Origin of the sequence: Bradyrhizobium sp. 190 (assembly GCF_023073415.1) — a bacterium.
Taxonomy (GTDB): Bacteria; Pseudomonadota; Alphaproteobacteria; order Rhizobiales; family Xanthobacteraceae; genus Bradyrhizobium.
On the sequence record NZ_JADPJL010000023.1, the window covers coordinates 145,575 to 164,268 of the forward strand.

General features: G+C 63.5%; 11 protein-coding genes. 4 read left to right on the top strand and 7 right to left on the bottom strand.

From position 1 onward, the window contains the following. Positions 1-44: 44 nt before the first annotated feature. From IVB22_RS15635 to IVB22_RS15645, 3 genes are all read right to left on the bottom strand, one after another. A complete protein-coding gene (locus tag IVB22_RS15635; RefSeq protein ID WP_247518211.1) occupies positions 45-1,640 on the bottom strand; it encodes an ABC transporter substrate-binding protein in 1,596 nt (531 codons plus the stop codon). A gap of 235 nt (positions 1,641-1,875) precedes the next feature. After that, positions 1,876-3,426 (bottom strand): AMP-binding protein, encoded by a 1,551-nt coding sequence (locus IVB22_RS15640; protein ID WP_247518212.1) that lies wholly within the window; start codon positions 3,424-3,426, stop codon positions 1,876-1,878. Positions 3,427-3,442: 16 nt separating this feature from the next. Continuing rightward, complete coding sequence (locus IVB22_RS15645) at positions 3,443-4,597, bottom strand: iron-containing alcohol dehydrogenase (protein WP_247518213.1); 1,155 nt, start codon at positions 4,595-4,597, stop codon at positions 3,443-3,445. Between the two features lie 525 nt (positions 4,598-5,122). Between IVB22_RS15645 and IVB22_RS15650 the strand changes: the two genes are divergently transcribed. The 3 genes from IVB22_RS15650 (at position 5,123) to IVB22_RS15660 (ending at position 10,751) form a co-directional block, all read left to right on the top strand. Further along, the gene (locus tag IVB22_RS15650) at positions 5,123-6,253 is read left to right on the top strand and encodes an efflux RND transporter periplasmic adaptor subunit (protein WP_374207545.1); all 1,131 of its coding nucleotides are present in this window, start codon (positions 5,123-5,125) and stop codon (positions 6,251-6,253) included. After that, positions 6,250-9,402, top strand: coding sequence for an efflux RND transporter permease subunit (locus IVB22_RS15655; RefSeq protein ID WP_247518214.1), 3,153 nt, complete (start codon positions 6,250-6,252; stop codon positions 9,400-9,402). Before IVB22_RS15650 ends, IVB22_RS15655 begins: the two co-directional genes overlap by 4 nt. A 155-nt stretch (positions 9,403-9,557) precedes the next feature. Further along, positions 9,558-10,751 carry an ABC transporter substrate-binding protein gene (locus IVB22_RS15660; protein WP_247518215.1) on the top strand — a complete coding sequence of 398 codons (1,194 nt, stop codon included), beginning with the start codon at positions 9,558-9,560 and terminating at the stop codon, positions 10,749-10,751. A gap of 210 nt (positions 10,752-10,961) precedes the next feature. Here IVB22_RS15660 and IVB22_RS15665 read toward each other — a convergent pair whose 3' ends face one another. The 3 genes from IVB22_RS15665 to IVB22_RS15675 are packed head-to-tail and all read right to left on the bottom strand — an operon-like array spanning position 10,962 to position 15,170. Then, positions 10,962-12,047 (bottom strand): lipocalin-like domain-containing protein, encoded by a 1,086-nt coding sequence (locus IVB22_RS15665; RefSeq protein WP_247518216.1) that lies wholly within the window; start codon positions 12,045-12,047, stop codon positions 10,962-10,964. Then, positions 12,037-14,499: an ABC transporter permease gene (locus tag IVB22_RS15670; RefSeq protein WP_247518217.1), complete on the bottom strand. Its 2,463-nt coding sequence runs from the start codon at positions 14,497-14,499 to the stop codon at positions 12,037-12,039. Before IVB22_RS15670 ends, IVB22_RS15665 begins: the two co-directional genes overlap by 11 nt. Then, a complete protein-coding gene (locus IVB22_RS15675) occupies positions 14,496-15,170 on the bottom strand; it encodes an ABC transporter ATP-binding protein (protein ID WP_247518327.1) in 675 nt (224 codons plus the stop codon). The genes IVB22_RS15670 and IVB22_RS15675 overlap by 4 nt, the downstream gene beginning before the upstream one ends. A 261-nt stretch (positions 15,171-15,431) precedes the next feature. Between IVB22_RS15675 and IVB22_RS15680 the strand changes: the two genes are divergently transcribed. Then, positions 15,432-16,706: an MFS transporter gene (locus tag IVB22_RS15680; protein WP_247518218.1), complete on the top strand. Its 1,275-nt coding sequence runs from the start codon at positions 15,432-15,434 to the stop codon at positions 16,704-16,706. 204 nt (positions 16,707-16,910) lie between these two features. On the opposite strand, the gene IVB22_RS15685 is transcribed toward IVB22_RS15680, so the two are convergent. Beyond that, positions 16,911-18,653, bottom strand: a complete 1,743-nt coding sequence (locus IVB22_RS15685) for an amidohydrolase family protein (protein WP_247518219.1) — start codon at positions 18,651-18,653, stop codon at positions 16,911-16,913. Positions 18,654-18,694 lie beyond the last annotated feature (41 nt).

Consider the following 18,694-nt stretch of genomic DNA (forward strand, 5'->3'; position numbering starts at 1 on the left):
CGCATCCCGCTTCGCTCGAAAACGCGATGCTTGCGGCTGAACGGTTACTTGTCCATCCAGAGGTCTTCGTAACGATAGCCGTTATAGGAGCTGTTCACCATGACGGTGACGCCCTTGACATAAGGATGCCAGCACGTCCCGGTACGGCCGTGGAAGATGATCGGGCGCGCCACGTCCTCCTGCAGCTTCTTGTCGATTTCCCACACCAGCTTCTTTCGCTTCTCCTTGTCGGTCTCGGCCGACTGCTGATCGAATAACTTTTCGATCTCCCTGTTGCAGTAGTTGGTGTAGTTGCGCTCCGACCCGCAGGAATAGTTCTCGTAGAACGACTGGTCGGGATCATCGACCGCGTTGCCGGTGAGGTTGAGGCCGAGCGTGTAATCCTTGCGCGCGACTTTCGGGAACCATTGCGCGGTATCGACGACGTCGAGTTCGCCGTCGATATAGATGCTCTTCATCTGGTCGATCAGGATCACGGCGGGATCGCGATAAATCGGAATGTTGCGCGTGGCGACCTTGACGGCGAGGCGCTTGTCAGGGCCGTAGCCCGCCTTCTGCATCAGCTTGCGCGCCTCTTCCCGGTTGGCGTTGATGTCGGGGCCGTAGCCGGGGATCGATTCCAGCATTTCCTTCGGCATCGCCCACAAGCCGCCCGGTGCCGGCAGCATCGTGCCGCCGATATCGGCCTGTCCCTCGAACATGATCTGGACGAACGCCTTGCGATCCAGCACCAGCGCCAGGGCGCGTCTGATATCGAGATTATCGAACGGCGGAGAGGACGAGTTGACGATGATGTTGGTCGAAACATTGATCGGCTCGACCACGCAGACCGCGTTCGGCGCCTGCGACTTGACCTCCTTGAGCAGCGGGATCGACACCTCGGTCGGGAAGCTCATGTCGAATTTGCCGGAGACAAGTCCGAGAATCGCCGTCGAGCGGTTGGTGATGATGGTGAATTCGATGCCGTCGAGATGCGGCAGGCCCTTCTTCCAGTAATCGGCATTCTTGGTCAGCTTGATCGATTCGTTGGCCTTGAATTCGACGAACTTGAACGGCCCGGTGCCGATCGGCTTGGTGCGCATTTCGGCCGGAGAGACGTGGCAGGGGTAAACCGGCGTGTAGCCCGAAGCGAGCAGCGACAGCAAAGCCGGCTGCGGCCGCTTCAATTCGAATGACGCTTCGAAATCGCCGTTGACGGTCACGTCGTTGACCTGATCGTACCAGGACTTGCGCGGGTTCTGGCGGAATTTCTGCTGCGACTTGCCCATCAGCATGTCGAAGGTGCATTTGACGTCGGCCGACGTAAACGGCTTGCCGTCATGCCATTTGACGCCCTGTCGCAGCTTGAAGGTCAGTTTCTTGTTGTCGCCGCTCCAAGCCCAACTCTCGGCGAGATCGGGGACGATCGACTCGACGCTGTTCTGCGGCACGTCCTGCTTGAACATGACGAGGTTGTTGAACACCGGCATGAAGGGCACGTTGATCGAATAGGTCGCGCCTTCGTGGATCGAGGCACTGCCCGGGCTGTCGCGGTGATAGAGCCTGAGGATGCCGCCCTGTTTCGGCTCGCCCGCCGATGCAACGTCAAAAGCCGGAAGCAACAACAGTGCTGCGACGGCAAGCGCTTGCACGCTCCGCATGATCCCCTCCACATTTTTCGGTCTCAATTGGCCGATTGGTATCGAGGATACCATGGCGCAGCGTTGGGGCAACCTGCCAAGCCAATGGGAGGCTTGGCAATTCGGACTAAGCGAAAATCCGCGTGGCGGAACTTGCGATGATTTGCCGGCTATCCCGGAATCCCGCCGCTTCGTTGCAGCGCGGTCGTTGCATCGCAACTCGCCACATGGCTTCACCTGAAGATGACCCATGTTGCTAGACGATCCGTGAGGTCTTGTTGCCCCAATAGCGGTCGCGCAACAGGCGCTTGTAAAGCTTGCCGGTCGGAAGCCGCGGCAATTCAGCCTCGAAATCGATCGAGCGCGGCACCTTCTGGCGTGACAGCGACAGGCTGCAGAAAGCGATCAGTTCATCGGCCAGTTCCTGCCCCGGCGAAATTCCCGGCATCGGCTGCACCACCGCCTTCACTTCCTCGCCGAGATCCGGATTGGGCACGCCGAACACCGCCGCATCCGCAATCTTGGGATGGGTGATCAAGAGGTTCTCGCATTCCTGCGGATAAATGTTGACGCCGCCTGAGATGATCATGAACGTGGCGCGGTCGGTGAGGTAAAGAAATCCGTCATCGTCGACATAGCCGACGTCGCCGACCGTGCTCATGCTGCCGTCGGCCGAGCGAGCCTCCCGGGTCTTGGCAGGATCGTTGAAGTATTCGAACGGGGTTGCGGTTTTAAACCACACCGTGCCCGACGTGCCGACCGGGCAGGCCTGCATGTTCTCGTCGAGTATATGCAGATCGCCGAGCAGCACGCGGCCGACGGTGCCGCGATGGGCGAGCCATTCTGTGCTGTTGCAGGAGGTGAAGCCGAGGCCTTCGGTGGCGCCGTAGTATTCATGGATGATCGGTCCCCACCATTTGATGATGTCGTCCTTTACAGCCGCAGGGCAGGGCGCGGCGGCGTGGATCGCGATTTCAAGGGATGACAAGTCGTAACGCGTTCGCACCTCTTCCGGCAGTTTCAGCATGCGCGAGAACATCGTGGGCACAAGCTGGGTGTGGGTGACGCCCCATTTCGGAATCAGTGTGAGATACTGTTCGGGATCGAACCGTTCCATGATGATGGCGGTGCCGCCCATCTTGATCGTGAGGTTGACGGCGGCCTGCGGCGCCGAGTGGTAGAGCGGGGCCGGCGACAAATAGATCATGCCCTCGCGGTACTGCCAGATCTTCACCAGGAAATCGAACAGCGGCAATTGCTGATCGGCCGGCAGTTCCGGCAACGGGCGCAGAATCCCCTTCGGCCGGCCGGTGGTGCCGGAGGAATAGAGCATCGCGGTGCCGACGCACTCGTCTGATATCGGTGTGTGCGGCATATCAGCAGTTACTTCCTGCAGGCCAACGATGCGGTCGCTTTCGCCGCCACCATCGGCAACGATGCAAAGCTCCACGTGCGGGCATTCCTTCAACGCCTCGCGCGCGACATCAAGTTTTTCCCTTGATGTGATGAGGATGCGCGACTGGCTGTTGGTCAGGATATAGGCGAGCTCGCTCGCGGTCAGGTAAGAATTCACGCAGGTGTAATAGAGGCCCGAGCGTTCGCCGGCACCGCAGGATTCCAGATAGCGGCTGTTGTTCTCCATGAAGATCGAATAGTGATCGAGCCGCTTCAGGCCGCGGTTGCGAAGGAGATGCGCCAGCCGGTTGCAGCGCGCGTCCAGTTCGCGATAGGTCACGGCCTCGCCTGATGACGCCATGATGAAGGCAGGCTGAAGCGGACGAAGATGAGCATGCTTGCCGGTGTACATGTTGGCTTTGGTCTCCTTACGCGGCCATATCCAGAATCTCGCGCACCTGCGCCGGTCCCTCGATCTTGCGCGGATTGCGCGGCACCCAGGGCGTTGCCATCGCAGCTTGCGCGATGCGGTCGAAATGTTCAGGGGCCACTTTGACCTCGCGCAGGCTGCGCGGCATGCCGAGGCCGCGAATGAACCGGTCGAGCACGCCGCCTGCATCCTCGTGCGGGTGCCCCATCGCGGCTGCGACCAGCGCCTGGCGTTCGGCATTGGCGGATTTGTTCCAGCGCATCACCGACGGCAGCATCACGCAGGAGGTGTAGCCGTGCGGCACACCGAACTCTGCGCCGAGCACGTAGCCAATGCCGTGGCTGGCGCCCATGGGCACGCCGGAAGCCAGCGGCCCGGTCGAAAGCCATGTCCCGATCTGGCATTCCATCCGCGCGTCGAGGTCTTTGGCGTCGGCCTTCACCCGCGGCAGCGCCTGCGCCAGCATCGACAGACCCTTCAGCGCCTGGGCGTCGCCGTAAGGGTGTGCCTCGCGCGAGCAGATGCCCTCGACACAATGGTCGACGGCACGGATGCCGGTCGACAGCCACAGCCATTCCGGAGTGTGCTGGCTTAGCCAGGGATCGAGGATCACAGCGCGCGGCATCAACAGCGGATGGCGCAGCGCTTCCTTGACTTTGGTCCTCTCGTTGGTAACGCCCGCCGTGGAAGAGAACTCGCCGCCGGCAATCGTCGTCGGCACGCTGATCTGGCGCACGGTCGGCGGGGTGAGCTGTGGCGAAGCGCCGCGACCGGTTCTGATCCTGTCGATGTCATCGGGGGTACGGATATCGTTGGCGAGGCAAAGCTGCACCGCCTTGGCGCCGTCGGTGATCGAACCGCCGCCGATGGTAACGATGAGGTCGGCGTTCGCGGCGCGGGCCTGTTCGCTGGCGGTAATGACGGCCGCGCGCGGCGTATGCGGCGGCATCGCGTCGAAGGTGCCGGCGCAGCGCGGCCCCAGCACACGGCGAATGTTCTCGATTTCATCGGTTTTGCGGTTCAGCGTGCCGCTGACCATGAGGAAGGCGCGTTGCGCGCCCAGCCGGTCCAACTGCTCGACAATCGCCTCGGATGCCGGCCGTCCGAACACGACCTCATCCATCGCGCCGAATACGACACGACCTTTATGCACGGCTGTCCTCCCCGGACATTTTTGGCCCTTGTGGCGAGCCTTGGCGCCAAGGTTAGCGGAGGAAATTCCCGACGTCATGTCCGAAGGTGCGTTCGGACGATCTTGTAGGATGGGTGGAGCGAAGCGATACCCATCAACTCCGGCGTTTGTGGGCGATGGGTATCGCTTCGCTCCACCCATCCTACGACGGCGCTGCAGGACGCCTTCGCGTCACGTTTTCGTCATCAGCCGGCGATTAGCTGAGGTTCGTTGCGACCGTCCCGTTCTCGTCGCACTGCGGAAAACGGGAGATCTGCGTGGTGCAGCGCGTTGGCTACGCGGCTGCATAACGATTGTGCTTGATATCAGCGACTTCTTGACGAGACTGGGAACCGATCACATCTGTGGCCTCCGCCAAGTTCCACGGCGGCTTTCATCCATCAGGGATGTCGAGAGGGGAGATGGGGTTTGACTGCAACTGAGCAATTGAAACGTCCGGCTTTGCCGGCGGAGGTCGACATTCGCTCTCTCCGTGGCCTCAAATGGTTGACCCCGCTGCTCGCACTGGCGCTATCCGCTTGCGACAACAAGCCGCCGCAGCAAGCGGCTCCCGCGGCGCCGCCCGTCACGGTCGCGCAGCCGGTGAAGCGTACTGTCACCGACTGGGATGAGTTCACCGGACGTTTCGAGGCGATCCAGGAAGTCCAGGTTCGCGCCCGCGTCGGCGGCTTCGTGAAATCAGTCGAATTCCGCGACGGTAGCATCGTGCGGGCGGGCGACCTGCTTTATGTGATCGACGCCCGTCCGTTCGAGGCGGTCGCCGAGCAGGCGGACGGCCAGCTATCCGACGCGCGTGCGAGGGGGGAGCTTGCCAGGCGCGAACTCGACCGTGCGCTGACATTGAATCAGACCCAGGCCGTATCCGATTCCATCGTCGACCAGCGCCGCCAGACCTTGCAGGCGGCGCGCGCCGCGGAGATGCAGGCCGAAGGCGCGCTCAAGGCCGCCAAGCTCAATATCGAATTCAGCCATGTGATGGCGCCGATTACGGGCCGCGTCAGCCGCCATCTGGTCACGCCGGGCAATCTCGTGCAGGGCAGCGATGGCGGCTCCACGCTGCTCACTTCGATCGTCTCGCTCGATCCGATCTATATCTATTTCGACGTCGACGAGGCGACCTACCTGCGAAACAGCCGGCTCTGGTCCGAAGGCAAGCGGCCGAGCTCGCGCGACACGCCGAACCCGGTCGAGGTGACGCTGACCGGCGGAACCAAGCCCTCGCATGAGGGCAAAATGGATTTCCTCGACAACCGCCTCGACGTCTCGACCGGGACACTGCGCAGCCGCGCTGTCATCCAGAACAAGGATCTCTCGATCCTCCCCGGCCAGTTCGGCCGCGTCCGCATCATCGGCAGTGCGCCCTATGAGGCCCTGCTGCTGCCGGACACGGCTGTCGCGACCGACCAGTCGCGCAAGATCGTCTTTGTGGTCAAGGACGACAATACGGTCGAGGCGAAGCCGGTGACGCTTGGGCCGCTCGACGAAGGCCTGCGCGTGATCCGCGAGGGGTTGAAGCCTGAGGACCGCGTCATCATCGACGGTCTGCAGCGAGCGCGCGTGGGTGCGAAAGTCACCCCGCAGACCGCCGAGGTCAAGCCGGCCGGTGGCAAGACATGAATCTGGGCCGCCTCTCCGTCAACCAGCCCATCCTGGCGATGGTGCTGTCGATCGTGCTGATGATCGTTGGCGCGATCGCCTACACCACGCTGCCGGTCGCGGAATATCCGCAAGTGGTTCCGCCGACGGTGACGGTCACCACGCAATATCCCGGCGCCTCTGCGCAAACCGTGTCTGACACCGTCGCCGCCCCGATCGAGCAGGAGATCAACGGCGTCGAGGACATGCTGTATCTCTACAGCCAGGCGACCTCGAATGGACAGTTGACGATCACCGTTACGTTCAAGCTCGGGACCGATCTCGACCAGGCGCAGGTGCTGGTCCAGAACCGCGTCGCGATTGCGCAGCCGCGGCTGCCCGAAGAAGTGCAGCGCGGCGGCGTCGTCACCCGCAAGAACAGCCCCGACATCCTGATGGTCGTGTTCATGCTGTCGCCGGACGACACGTTCGACCAGCTCTACATCAGTAACTACGCGCTGCTGCGGGTCCGCGACCAGCTGGAGCGGCTCGACGGCGTCGGCGACATCCAGATCTTCGGCGCACGCGACTATTCGATGCGGCTGTGGCTCGATCCCGACAAGATCTCCACGCTGGGCCTGACGGCGGGCGAGGTGGTTGCGGCGATCCGGTCGCAGAACGTGCAGATCGCGGGTGGCCAGATCGCCGAACCGCCGATTGCCGACCGCGCCTTTTCGCCGAATCTTACCTTCACCGGCCGATTGAAGGATCCCAAACAGTTCGAGGAGATCGTGGTCAAGGCCGGTACCGACGGGCGTATCGTGCGGCTGCGCGACGTCGCGCGGATCGAGCTCGGCGCGCTGGCCTACTCGACCAACAGCTTCCTGCTACGGAAATCTGCCGTCGGCATGGTGGTGACCCAGCGGCCGGGCTCGAACGCGCTGGCGACCGCCAAGGGCATTTCGGACACGATGGAGAGGCTGAAAGCGAGCTTTCCGCAGGGGCTTGACTACAATATCGGTTACAACCCGACCGAATTCATTGCGCAGTCCGTCAGCGAGCTGATCAAGTCGATCTACGAAGCGATGGCGCTGGTCGTGATCGTGGTGCTGGTGTTCCTGCAGGGCTGGCGCCCGGCCATCATTCCTATCATCGCGATTCCGGTGTCGCTGGTCGGCACCTTTGCGGTGATGGCCGCACTTGGCTTCTCGATCAACAATTTGACCTTGTTCGGCCTGGTGCTCGCGGTCGGCATCGTCGTCGATGACGCGATCGTGGTGGTCGAAAACGTCGAGCGCCATCTCGAGCACGGCATGAGCCGCCGCGATGCGGCGCTCCGTACCATGGAAGAGGTCGGCAGCGCGCTGGTTTCGATTGCGCTGGTGTTGTGCGCGGTGTTCGTGCCGACGGCATTCCTCGGCGGCATCTCCGGTCAGTTCTTTCAGCAGTTTGCCGTCACCATTGCGGTTGCGACCGCGATTTCCTGCTTCTGCTCGCTGACGCTTTCACCGGCGCTGGCCTCGATGATCCTGCAGCCGCATGCGGACAAGCGGCCTCCGGCGCGCTGGAACTTCATCGCACGCGGCTGGGATGCCTTTACCGGCGTGTTCAATCGCGGCTTCGACCGGCTCGCGCATGGCTACGCCCGCGCCGCCGATTTCGTGATTTGGCATTCGGTGGTGATGTTATTGGTCTACGTGGCGCTGATCGGCGGCGCCGGATGGCTGCTCGTCACCACACCGCAGGGCTTCATTCCGGCGCAGGATCGCGGCTATGTCATCGTCTCCGTGCAGCTGCCGGGCGCGGCCTCTTTGGCGCGGACGACCGAAATAGTCAGGGAGGTCGAGAAAAGAGCGCTCGATACGCCCGGCATCGTCCGGGTCGCGGCGTTTGCGGGCTTCTCGGGCGCAACCCGCACGCAAGCGAGCAACGCCGCGGCGTTATTCCCCGTGTTCGAAGATCCGGAGGTTCGCCACAAGAAGGGACTGTCGGCCGACGCAATTGCCGGTGAGCTGCGCAAGCGGCTTGCGAGCATCCAGGGCGCGTTCATCATCGTCATTCCGCCGCCGGCGGTGCCCGGCATCGGTACCGGCGGCGGCTTCACCATGCGTATCCAGGATCGTCAGAGCCGCGGCCCTGAACTGCTGGCGGCTGCGACCGACGAACTGGTCGGCGCTGCGCGCAAGGCGCCCGGGTTGACCCAGGTGTTCTCGCCGTTTACCGCCAACACGCCGCAATTGTTCGTCGATATCGACCGCGTGAAGGCGCAGAAGCTCGGCGTGCCGATCGCGAACATCAATGAGGCGATCCAGACCTATTTCGGATCGACTTATGTCAACGACTTCAACCTGTTCGGGCGCACCTACCGCGTCACGGCACAGGCCGATCTGCCGTTCCGGAAAGAGAGCACCGATCTCTCGCGCCTGCGCACCCGCAACGCGGCCGGCGACATGGTGATGCTCGGCAGCGTCGTGGACTTCAAGGATACCTCCGGCCCCGACCGCGTCGCACGCTACAATCTCTATCCAGCTTCCGAGCTGCAGGGCGACACGCTGCCGGGCACCAGTTCGGCGACTGCCATCGACACCATGAAGAAGCTCGCCGAGGAGACGCTGCCGACCGGCTTCGGCTTTGAGTGGACGGATTTGTCCTATCAGCAGGTGACCGGCGGCCAAGCCGGCCTCCTCGTGTTCCCAATCTGCGTGCTGTTCGTCTATCTGGTGCTGGCGGCGCAATATGGCAGCTGGAGCCTGCCGTTCGCGGTCATCCTGATCGTGCCGATGTGCCTGTTTGCCGCCACCATTGGCGTGCGGATCATGGGACAGGACGTCAACATCCTGACCCAGATCGGATTCGTGGTGTTGGTGGGGCTGGCGGCAAAGAACGCTATTCTGATCGTCGAGTTCGCGCGCGACATCGAACTCGAAGGTAAGGCGCGGCTGGACGCTGTCATCGAAGCCTGCCGGCTGCGGTTGCGGCCGATCCTGATGACGTCGTTTGCCTTCATCCTCGGCGTGCTGCCGCTGGTGATTTCCTCGGGTTCGGGGTCGGAGATGCGTCAAGCGGTCGGCGTCGCGGTGTTCTTCGGTATGATCGGCGTCACGCTGTTCGGCCTGATCTTCACGCCGATCTTCTACGTCATCGTCCGCAACCTAGCGGACGGGAAGGGCAAGAAGCCGGCCGCGGCGTGAACTGTCATCAATCGCCGGAATGACAGATGAGGCGTTGGCACACGCCCGCCTCAGAAGTTCCCCATACTTTTGGCTGATCCGAAATGGATGGGCAGGTGCGGGGTTATTGACTAGTGTTGCCAGGTTCCTCTGACAAAAAATTCCGGGAGAAAAAAATGAAGTCGGGATTGTTGGCCGCCGTTGCGGTGGGTGGTCTTTTGCTCGCCGCGCCGGCATCGGCGCAGGGCGTCAAGATCGGTATTCTGAACGATCAATCCGGGGTCTACGCCGATTACGGCGGCAAATGGTCCTTCGAGGCCGCCAAGATGGCGATCGAGGATTTCGGCGGCGAAGTGCTGGGCCACAAGATCGAAATCGTCTCCGCCGATCACCAGAACAAGCCGGACCTCGCCTCCGCCATTGCACGGCGCTGGTATGAGGTCGAAGGCGTCGACATGATCACCGAACTGACGACCTCGTCGGTCGCGCTCGCGATTCACGATCTGTCGAAGCAGATGAAGAAAATCGACATCGTCGTAGGCGCGGCAACCTCGCGCCTCAGCGGCGACGCCTGCCAACCCTATGGATTTCACTGGGCCTACGATACCCACGCGTTGGCGTTCGGCACCGGCGGCGCGCTGGTGGAATCCGGTGGCGATAGCTGGTTCTTCATGACCGCGGACTACGCGTTCGGCCATGCGCTGGAAAAGGACACAGGCGACTACGTCAAGGCCAAGGGCGGCAAGGTGCTCGGCGCGGTCCGCATTCCCCTGAACACGGCGGATTTTTCGTCGTTCCTGCTGCAGGCGCAGAGCTCGAAAGCCAAGATCATCGGCCTCGCCAATGCCGGCCTCGACACCACAAACTCGATCAAGCAGGCGGCTGAATTCGGCATCGTCAAAAGCGGCCAGAAACTTGCCGGCCTGCTGCTGACGCTCGCCGAAGTCCACGGCCTCGGGCTCGAGGCCGCGCAAGGCCTGGTGCTGACGGAAGGCTACTACTGGGACCGCGACCCCAGGAGCCGCAATCTCGCCGAACGCTTTTTCAAGCGTACCGGCCGCATGCCGAACATGATCCAGGCCGGCACCTATTCGGCGACGCTACAATATCTGAAGGCGGTCAAGGCGGCAGGCACGAAGGACACCGAGGCGGTCGCCAAGAAGCTGAAAGAGCTTCCGGTGGACGACGACTTCGCGCAAGGCGGCAAGGTGCTGGAAAACGGCCGCATGGTGCACGACCTCTATCTGTTCGAGGTCAAGAAGCCGTCTGAATCGAAGAAGCCGTGGGATTACTACAAGCAGCTTGCTGTCGTGCCCGGCGACAAGGCGTTCCCGGCGGCCAAGGATTCCGGCTGCCCGCTGGTGAAGTAAAAAGCCGTAGGGTGGGCAAAGCGAAGCGTGCCCACCATCTCGCAGCTCGTTCGCTGATGGATGGTGGGGCACGTCGCTTCGCTCCTTTGCCCACCCTACGAGTCTTCGTCGATCAGCCGCGGCGTATGGGTCCCTGCTTTCGCAGGGACGACGAACCGGGGCCCATTCTACTTTGCATGGGGTTGTTTTCGATATTTTGTGTCTGGGCCGCTAATAGCCCGTCATTTCCAGATAGCCCACTCCCGTATGGCTGCCTGCAAAGCGGATCGGGCCTTCCCAATAGGGAAGGCTGGTGCCCATCCAGCTTCTCGGATTGAGCGCCCTGCATTCGATCGCGAGCGCCATTTTCGCAATCGCGATGCGCCATGCCGTCGGGATCTTTCGTCCCTCGATAACAGTGACAGTCAGGGGCGTCATGGCGATCTCCTCGGAGCCGAACGTCTCGGCCGTGCCGTCGGGCGCGATCCATTTGCCGGAGCCGTAATGCTGGCCGTCGGTCTGGCGCATGCGGTACAGCATCAACTTGTCGCCGGAATTGAAATGCAGCGAGAGCCAGTCCCATCCGCTTTGATCGGAGGCCAGTGGCTGGCTGCTCCACTCGCGATCGAGCCAGGCCATCCCGGTGACGTCGACAGGCCTGTCGTCGATGGTGACGATGCCCTTCGCCGTATAATGCGGCTGGCTGTAATAATAGGAGGCCTGCTCGCGCAGCGATTTGCGGCTGTAGCCGCCGTCCCCCTGCAGCACGAGCGGACGAACTGCGTCGAGGCGTAGCGCGTAGCTGAAATCGGCGCCCGATGCCTTCAGCTCAAGCGGTGCAACATTTTCGCCATTCACTGGTACTAGTCCGCGCATCTCCCACGCGTCGATCCAGGCATGAAACGGCTCGGCCTCCACGCCAGCCTGGCCAACGCCGCCGCGCGCAAATGTCTGGCCGACGCGATGGGTATCGGCGCGCGTGACGGCGGCATGGCCCATCCATATCTGCTGGTTCGCCCAGCCTTCCTGCGGCCCGCCCGGCGCGATCGCCTGGCGAAACAGCGTCCATTGGGCGCCGTAGGCAACGCCATTGGCATCGGCGAGATTGGCCGTCACATACCACCACTCGATGCGAAATTCCGGATGTGGCCCGTGGTCGGCGGGAAATGCGAATGTCCTGCCGGGTACGACCGCCGCAAATCCATCCGCGCTTTCACCAAGCCCCGCAAAACCCTGCGCGAGCGCCTTGCCACTGAGCCCCGCGAGAAGCGCGCCGCCGACGAAGCCGCGGCGGGTGATCGGGCCGCTACCGTTCATTGGCAAAAATCCTGATCAGGCTCGCCGGCTGCATGCGCGCCAGCCGGATGACGGGGAGCGCGGCCGCGGCGAGGGCGGCCGCCATCGCGACGCCTGTGAGCCACAGCAATTGCGTCGGGAAGACGTGAAACGGCAGCCGCCAGCCGAACGCCTTGACGTTGACGACCGCGAGCAGACACCACGCGACCAACAGACCGAGCGGAAGCGCGAAGATGGTGGTGATCAGCGCCACCGACATCGTCTTGAGAAGTTCGATGACCGCGAGCCGCCGCCGCGTGATGCCGATCGCCCATAGCGGCGCCAGTTGCGGCAGCCGGGAATTGGCAAGCGTGAGCAGGCTCGTCAACAGCGCGACGCCGGCAACGCCGAGCGTGAAGGCGTTCAGCGCCGCGGTCACCGCAAAGGTGCGGTTGAAGATCCGTGTCGATTCCGCCTTCATCGTCGCCTGATCGGCGACATTGCGGTCGCCAAGCGCGAACTTTTCCTGCAGTGCCGAGATCAACGCCGGTATCTTTGGCGGGGCGACCCGCAATCCCATGCGCGTCAGCGGAATTTCCGGAAAGCGCCGCGCCAGCGCGGCGAAGTTCACCGCGATCTGGCCCTTGGGGTTACCGTAATCGGCATAGATGCCGACCACGTCGAGTGCCCAGTTTCCGCCCGACGCGGGCACCTCGATGCGGTCACCGACGGAAAGATTCAGACGCCGCGCCAGTTGTTCGCTGACAAGGGCCGCATTGCCGGGACGAAGCTTGATCCACGCATTTTCAGCCGACTGCAGCAGCGGCCAGTTGTCGCGATAAATGGCGTGATCGGGCAGGCCCAGCACCTCGATCGGAGCGCCCGCCAATTGCGTATCGGCGCGGCCGCCGGGCAGGATCGCTTCGACCTCGGGGCGCTCGCGCAGCCACGCCTTGATCTCGTCCGCCTGCGCGTCGTTGGCGGCGCTGACATAGACATCGGCCGCCAGCCGCCCGTCGAGCCAGACCAGAAACGTGCGGCTGAAACTCTCGACCATGGTGGAGACGCCGACATTGACTGATAGCGCGAGCAACAGCGCCATCAGGGCGAGCGACAGCCCGGATAGTTGCTGACGGCTGTCCGCCCAGAACCAGACGCTGACCGGGGCTCGCGCATAGCGCTGACCAAGCGACAGCATGAATTCCAGAAACATCGGCAGGATCAGCGCCGCGCCGAGCATCAGCGCCGCGAGCACGGCAAAGCCTGAAATGAGGGAATCGCCGAACCAGAGAAAGCATGCCGCGGCGGCGAACGCTGCGAGCGCCAGCGCGCTCTGGTAGGTCAGCCAGCGCCGCTGCGCCTGTTGCCAGGCGAAAGGCTGCGCGGTGGCGAGCAGCGGCAGCCGCAGCGCCTTGGTCAGGCTGGCGGCGGCGGCAGCGAGCGCACCTGTTATGCTGATGGCGACACCCGCGATCCACCATTGCGGCTTGAGCGTCAGGTGTCCCGGAATCTGCGCGCCATAGAGCCCGCGCAGGGAGGCGGCGACATCGGGCAGCAACGCGCCGGCGATGAAGTAACCGCACACGAGACCCATCAGCCCTGCGATCAGCGCCAGCGACACCAGCTCAAGCACCAGCACGCCGTTGAGCATCCGCGCCGAGACGCCGCAGGCGCGCAAGGTGCGCAGCACCGGCAGCCGTTGTTCGAAGGCTAGCCCGATTGCCGAATTGACGATAAAGAGCCCGACAAAGAACGACAGAAAACCGAACGCGGTCAGGTTCAGGTGAAAACTGTCGGTAAGGCGTTCAAGGTCGGTCTCCGCATCCGGTTCGATCAGGCGAAGCCTGTCGCCGGCAATGCTTTCAAGTGGTGCGTGCCTGCCCGTCGTCTTGCCGATCAGAAGGCGCGAGAGCTGATCCGGCATTTTCAGCAGGCTCTGCGCGATGCCGATATCGACGACCAGAACGCCGGGCACCAGGTTCGGCTGCACGCGAAGCGGCGGCAGCAACGCGCCGCCATTGGCCTCTGGGCGGGCGCCCTCCGCGAGTTTGAGATCGGAAAGCGTTTCGGGCGCGACCAGCATCGCGCCCGGCGGCGTCATGAAGGCTTGCAGATCGGCCTTGCCGACCGCAGGCGCGTTGCCGACTTCCGCGGGCAGCGTCACCGGTTCGATACCCAATAGCCGGAACGACCGTCCCTCGATCTGCACCCGGCCTTCGACCATCGGCGAGACCGGCCAGCCGGCGCGGCGCAAGTCGACGAAGAGTTTTTGCGGAACGCTTCCGCCGTTGTTGGCGGCCAGCATGGCGGTGCGCGTCCCGCCGAACGTGGCGGCGGCGCGATCGTAGGATGTGCGCGCCTGCTGATTGAGCGCCTGCACGCCGCTCCACAGCGCGGTCGCCGAGATCAGTCCGATCAGCAAGGTCGCAAGCTGCATCGGATGCCGCCGCCAATGGCTCAGCAATACAGCCAGCGTCCACAGTGCGCGTTTCACGCGATCACCCCGGCATGGAGGTTCACCCGCCGGTCGAGCGTGGCGGCGAGCCTTTCGCTGTGGGTCACCATCAGAAAACCGCAGCCGCTGCGCGTCACCAGATCGCGCGCCAGCGCCAGCACCTCGTCCGCGGTGTCCTCGTCGAGATTGCCGGTCGGCTCGTCTGCAAGCAGCAGCAGCGGCTTTACGGCCAGTGCCCGCCCGATTGCGACGCGTTGCTGCTGGCCGCCGGACAATTGTTCGGGATAGCGTTTGAGGAAATTGCCGAGCCCGAGCCGCTCCACCAGTTCGCGGTGCCAGGCCGCGTCGTGACGGCCGGCGATGCGCGATTGGAAAACGAGGTTGTCTTCCACCGTGAGACTCGGAATCAGGTTGAATTGCTGAAACACCAGGCCGAGCCGGTCGCGGCGCAATTCCGCGCGCCCGGCATCGCTGAGTTCGCAGACCTGTGCATCGGCCAGCTTGATCTCGCCGCCATCGGCGGCATCGAGGCCTGCGATCAGATGCAAGAGTGTGCTCTTGCCACTGCCGGATTCACCCGTCAGCGCGACGCTCTCGCCCGCGGCGACCGTCAGGTTCACCCCGCGCAGCACCGCGACCTCTTCGCCGGCCGTGCGGTAGCTCTTCGTCAGGCCGGCCACATGAAGCACGTTGGAATTGCCGTTGGTCATGCGCGACGATGGACCGATCTGACCATGAAAATCCCCTGACGTGATGGCATGCAACATATCAGGGCGGGCGCCCCGGATCACGGCTTCAATCGCGCCGCGACGTGATCGTGATCCGGTTGTAACGCGCGCCTGCCGCAGCAGCCAGCAGTTGCGCAAGCGGGCGCTCGCGGAAAATCACGGTTGCCTTGTCCGCGACCCCCCTTGTAGCATTGGAACCGGCCGATCCTACAGAGCCAGCAAAGGTAAACGGGGAAACCAGCCATGACCGCGCAACCGACGCCGAAGGGCGCCTGGAAGATTACCTTCCTGCTGTTCCTGTTCATGCTGGTGAACTTTGCCGATAAGATCGTGGTCGGCCTTGCCGGCGCGCCGATCATGGACGAACTGAAACTCTCGCCGGAACAGTTCGGCCTGCTCGGCTCCTCGTTCTTCTTCCTGTTTTCGATCTCGGCCATCGTCGTCGGCTTCATTGTCAACCGCATCGACACCCGCTGGGTGCTGCTCGCGATGGCGGTGATCTGGTCGGTGGCGCAGTTTCCGATGGTTGGCACCGTCAGTTTCACCACGCTGCTGATCTGCCGCATCATCCTCGGCGCCGGCGAGGGACCGGCATTTGCGGTGGCGGCGCACGCGCTCTACAAGTGGTTTCCCGACGAGAAGCGAACGCTGCCGACCGCCATTCTCTCGCAGGGCTCGGCTTTCGGCGTGATCCTGGCGGTGCCGGCGCTGAACTGGATCATCGTCAATCATAGCTGGCACTACGCCTTCGGCGCGCTCGGCGTGGTCGGCCTGATGTGGGTCGTGGCGTGGCTGGTGATGGGCAAGGAGGGGCCGTTGGTGCAGACGGTCGCGATGGCCGCAGCCGATCCGCGCGTTCCCTATTTCCAGCTCCTGACCTCGCGAACATTCATCGGCTGCGTTGCCGCCACCTTCGGCGCCTATTGGGCGCTATCGCTCGGGTTGACATGGTTTACGCCCTTCATCGTCAAGGGGCTCGGCTTCTCGCAAAAAGATGCGGGTTGGATATCGGTGCTGCCCTGGGTGTTCGGGGCAACCATCGTGCTGCTGACCGGATGGATTTCGCAGGTGATGCTGACGCGCGGATACACGACGCGGGGCGCTCGTGGCGTGCTCGGCTCGGTGCCGCTGATCGTTGGCGGGTTGATCCTCGCCGTGCTGCCGTATGTCAACGGCGCGGGATGGCAGATCGCGTTCCTCGTGGTCGGCTCCGGACTCTGCGGCTCGATCTACGTGGTCTGCCCGCCGATGCTCGGCGAATTCACGCCGGTGCGGCAGCGCGGCGCCGTGATCGCGATCTACGGCGCGATCTACACGCTGGCAGGCATGATCGCGCCGTTCGTGATGGGCGCCGTGATCCAGAATGCGGCGGTGCCGCTCGACGGTTACATGACCGGTTTCACCATCAATGCGGTGGTGATGGTCGCGTCGGGCCTGCTCGGGCTGCTGCTGCTGTGGCCGAATACGGAGCGCGCAAGGCTGATGGCGCAAGCGGCGGTGCAACCGAAATTCGCGTGAATCCGCGAGTTACGCGTAGGAGCGAAGCGACGCTTCACCCGCCCCTTGAGGGGGCGGTCGGCTCACATGGAGCGCAGCGCAATGTGAGACGGGGCGGGGTGACGGTCTCTCAACTCGGAGACTGTTGGACGTTGAGAGACCGTCACCCCACCTCGGTTCGCATTTCATGCGAACCGATCCTCCCCCTCCAGGGGAGGATGAAGCTCAACTCGCCGCCGCATCGAACTGCGGCTTGCTCCCCTGCGCGCCGCGCACCAGTTTGCCCGGGCGGGCGCCGGTGGCCTTGCCGCCGCGCTGCGTCACCACGCCGGAGACGATGGTGGCCTCATAGCCGTCGACCTGTTGCATCAGGCGGCGGCCGCCTACGGGGAGATCGTAATGCACCTTCGGCGGATGCAGATGCAGCCGGTCGTAGTCGATCACGTTGACGTCGGCCTTGAAGCCGGGGGCGATCACGCCGCGATCGTAGAGGCCGACCGAGAGTGCGGTCTTGCGCGATTGCGCCGCGATCACGAAGGGGATCGAGAGTTTTTCGCCGCGGGTGCGGTCGCGCGTCCAGTGTGTAAGGAGATAGGTCGGGAAGCTGGCGTCGCAGATGATGCCGCAATGCGCGCCGCCGTCGGAGAGCCCCGGCACGGCATTGGGATCGCGCAGCATCTCTCGCGTCGCATCGAGATTGCCGTCGGCATAGTTGAGGAACGGCACATAAAGCATGCCGCGGCCTTCGTCCGTCAGCATCGCGTCATAGGCGAGTTCTTCCGGCTGCCGGCCCTGGCGCTTCGCTTGCGCGCCCAGCGTATTTTCTGGCGGCTGTTCGTAATCCGGCGGATTGCCGAGCAGGTACATCTTGTCGTAGTTCGGCCGGAAGAACAGCGGATCGTCGGTCGCGGTGGCGTGCTCGCTCAGGATGGCTTTCCGTACGTCCGGCTGGCGCAGGCGCGCGAGCCGCTCGGTGAGGGGCAGATGCGCGATCGCCTGGTAGCTCGGATGGGTCTGGAACGGGTTGCGCGACAACTCCAGCCCGAGCATCAGCCCGACCGGGCGGGCGGCGATCTGCGCGGTGATCGACAGGCCGCGCGCGGAAGCGTCTCTGATCGTGTCGAACGTCTGGCGCCAGCGCTGCGGCGCCTTGTCGTTCTGCGTGATCGAGAACGAGACCGGGATCTTGGTGTTCTCCGCCACCCGCAGCATCATCGGCAGGTCTTCGTCGATACCGGAGAGATCGAGCACGAACTGAAAGACGCTGCGGCCTTGCGCATGCATCGCCGCCGCAATCGCGGTCAGCTCATCCTCGCCGGCCTTTAGAGTGGGTGTAAAATCGCCGGTCGAGGTGCGGTGGTTGAGCGTGCGCGACGTCGAAAAGCCGAGCGCGCCTGATCGCACGGCATCGGCAGCCAAAGCTGCCATCGCCTTGTTGTCTTCGGGCGTGGACGGATCGCGCCGCGCGCCGCGTTCGCCCATCACGTAGACGCGCAGCGCGGCGTGTGGCAGTTGCGCGCCGATATCCATGTCGAAGCTTCGCTTCGACAGCCACTCCATGTAATCCGGAAAGCTTTCCCAGGCCCAGGGAATGCCGGCGCTCAGCACCGGCTCGGGGATATCTTCCACGCCTTCCATCAACTGGATCAGCCTGACATGGTCGGCTGGGCGGCACGGTGCGAAACCGACGCCGCAATTGCCCATGATCGCGGTAGTGACGCCGTTCTGCGAGGAGGGCGTGATGTCCTGGCTCCAGGTGACCTGGCCGTCATAGTGGGTGTGGACGTCGACAAAGCCCGGCGTGACCAGTCTGCCCTTGGCGTCGATCTCTTCCTTGCCCTTCGCTGCAACCTTGCCGACTTCGGTGATGCGACCGCCGGATATTGCCACATCGGCTTCGAACAATTCGCCACCCTTGCCATCGGCAACGGTGCCGCCGCGGATCACGAAGTCGGGGGTCGAGGTCATGGCTTCCATCCCGGTTCTGGTTTTGTTGGCGCATCATCCGA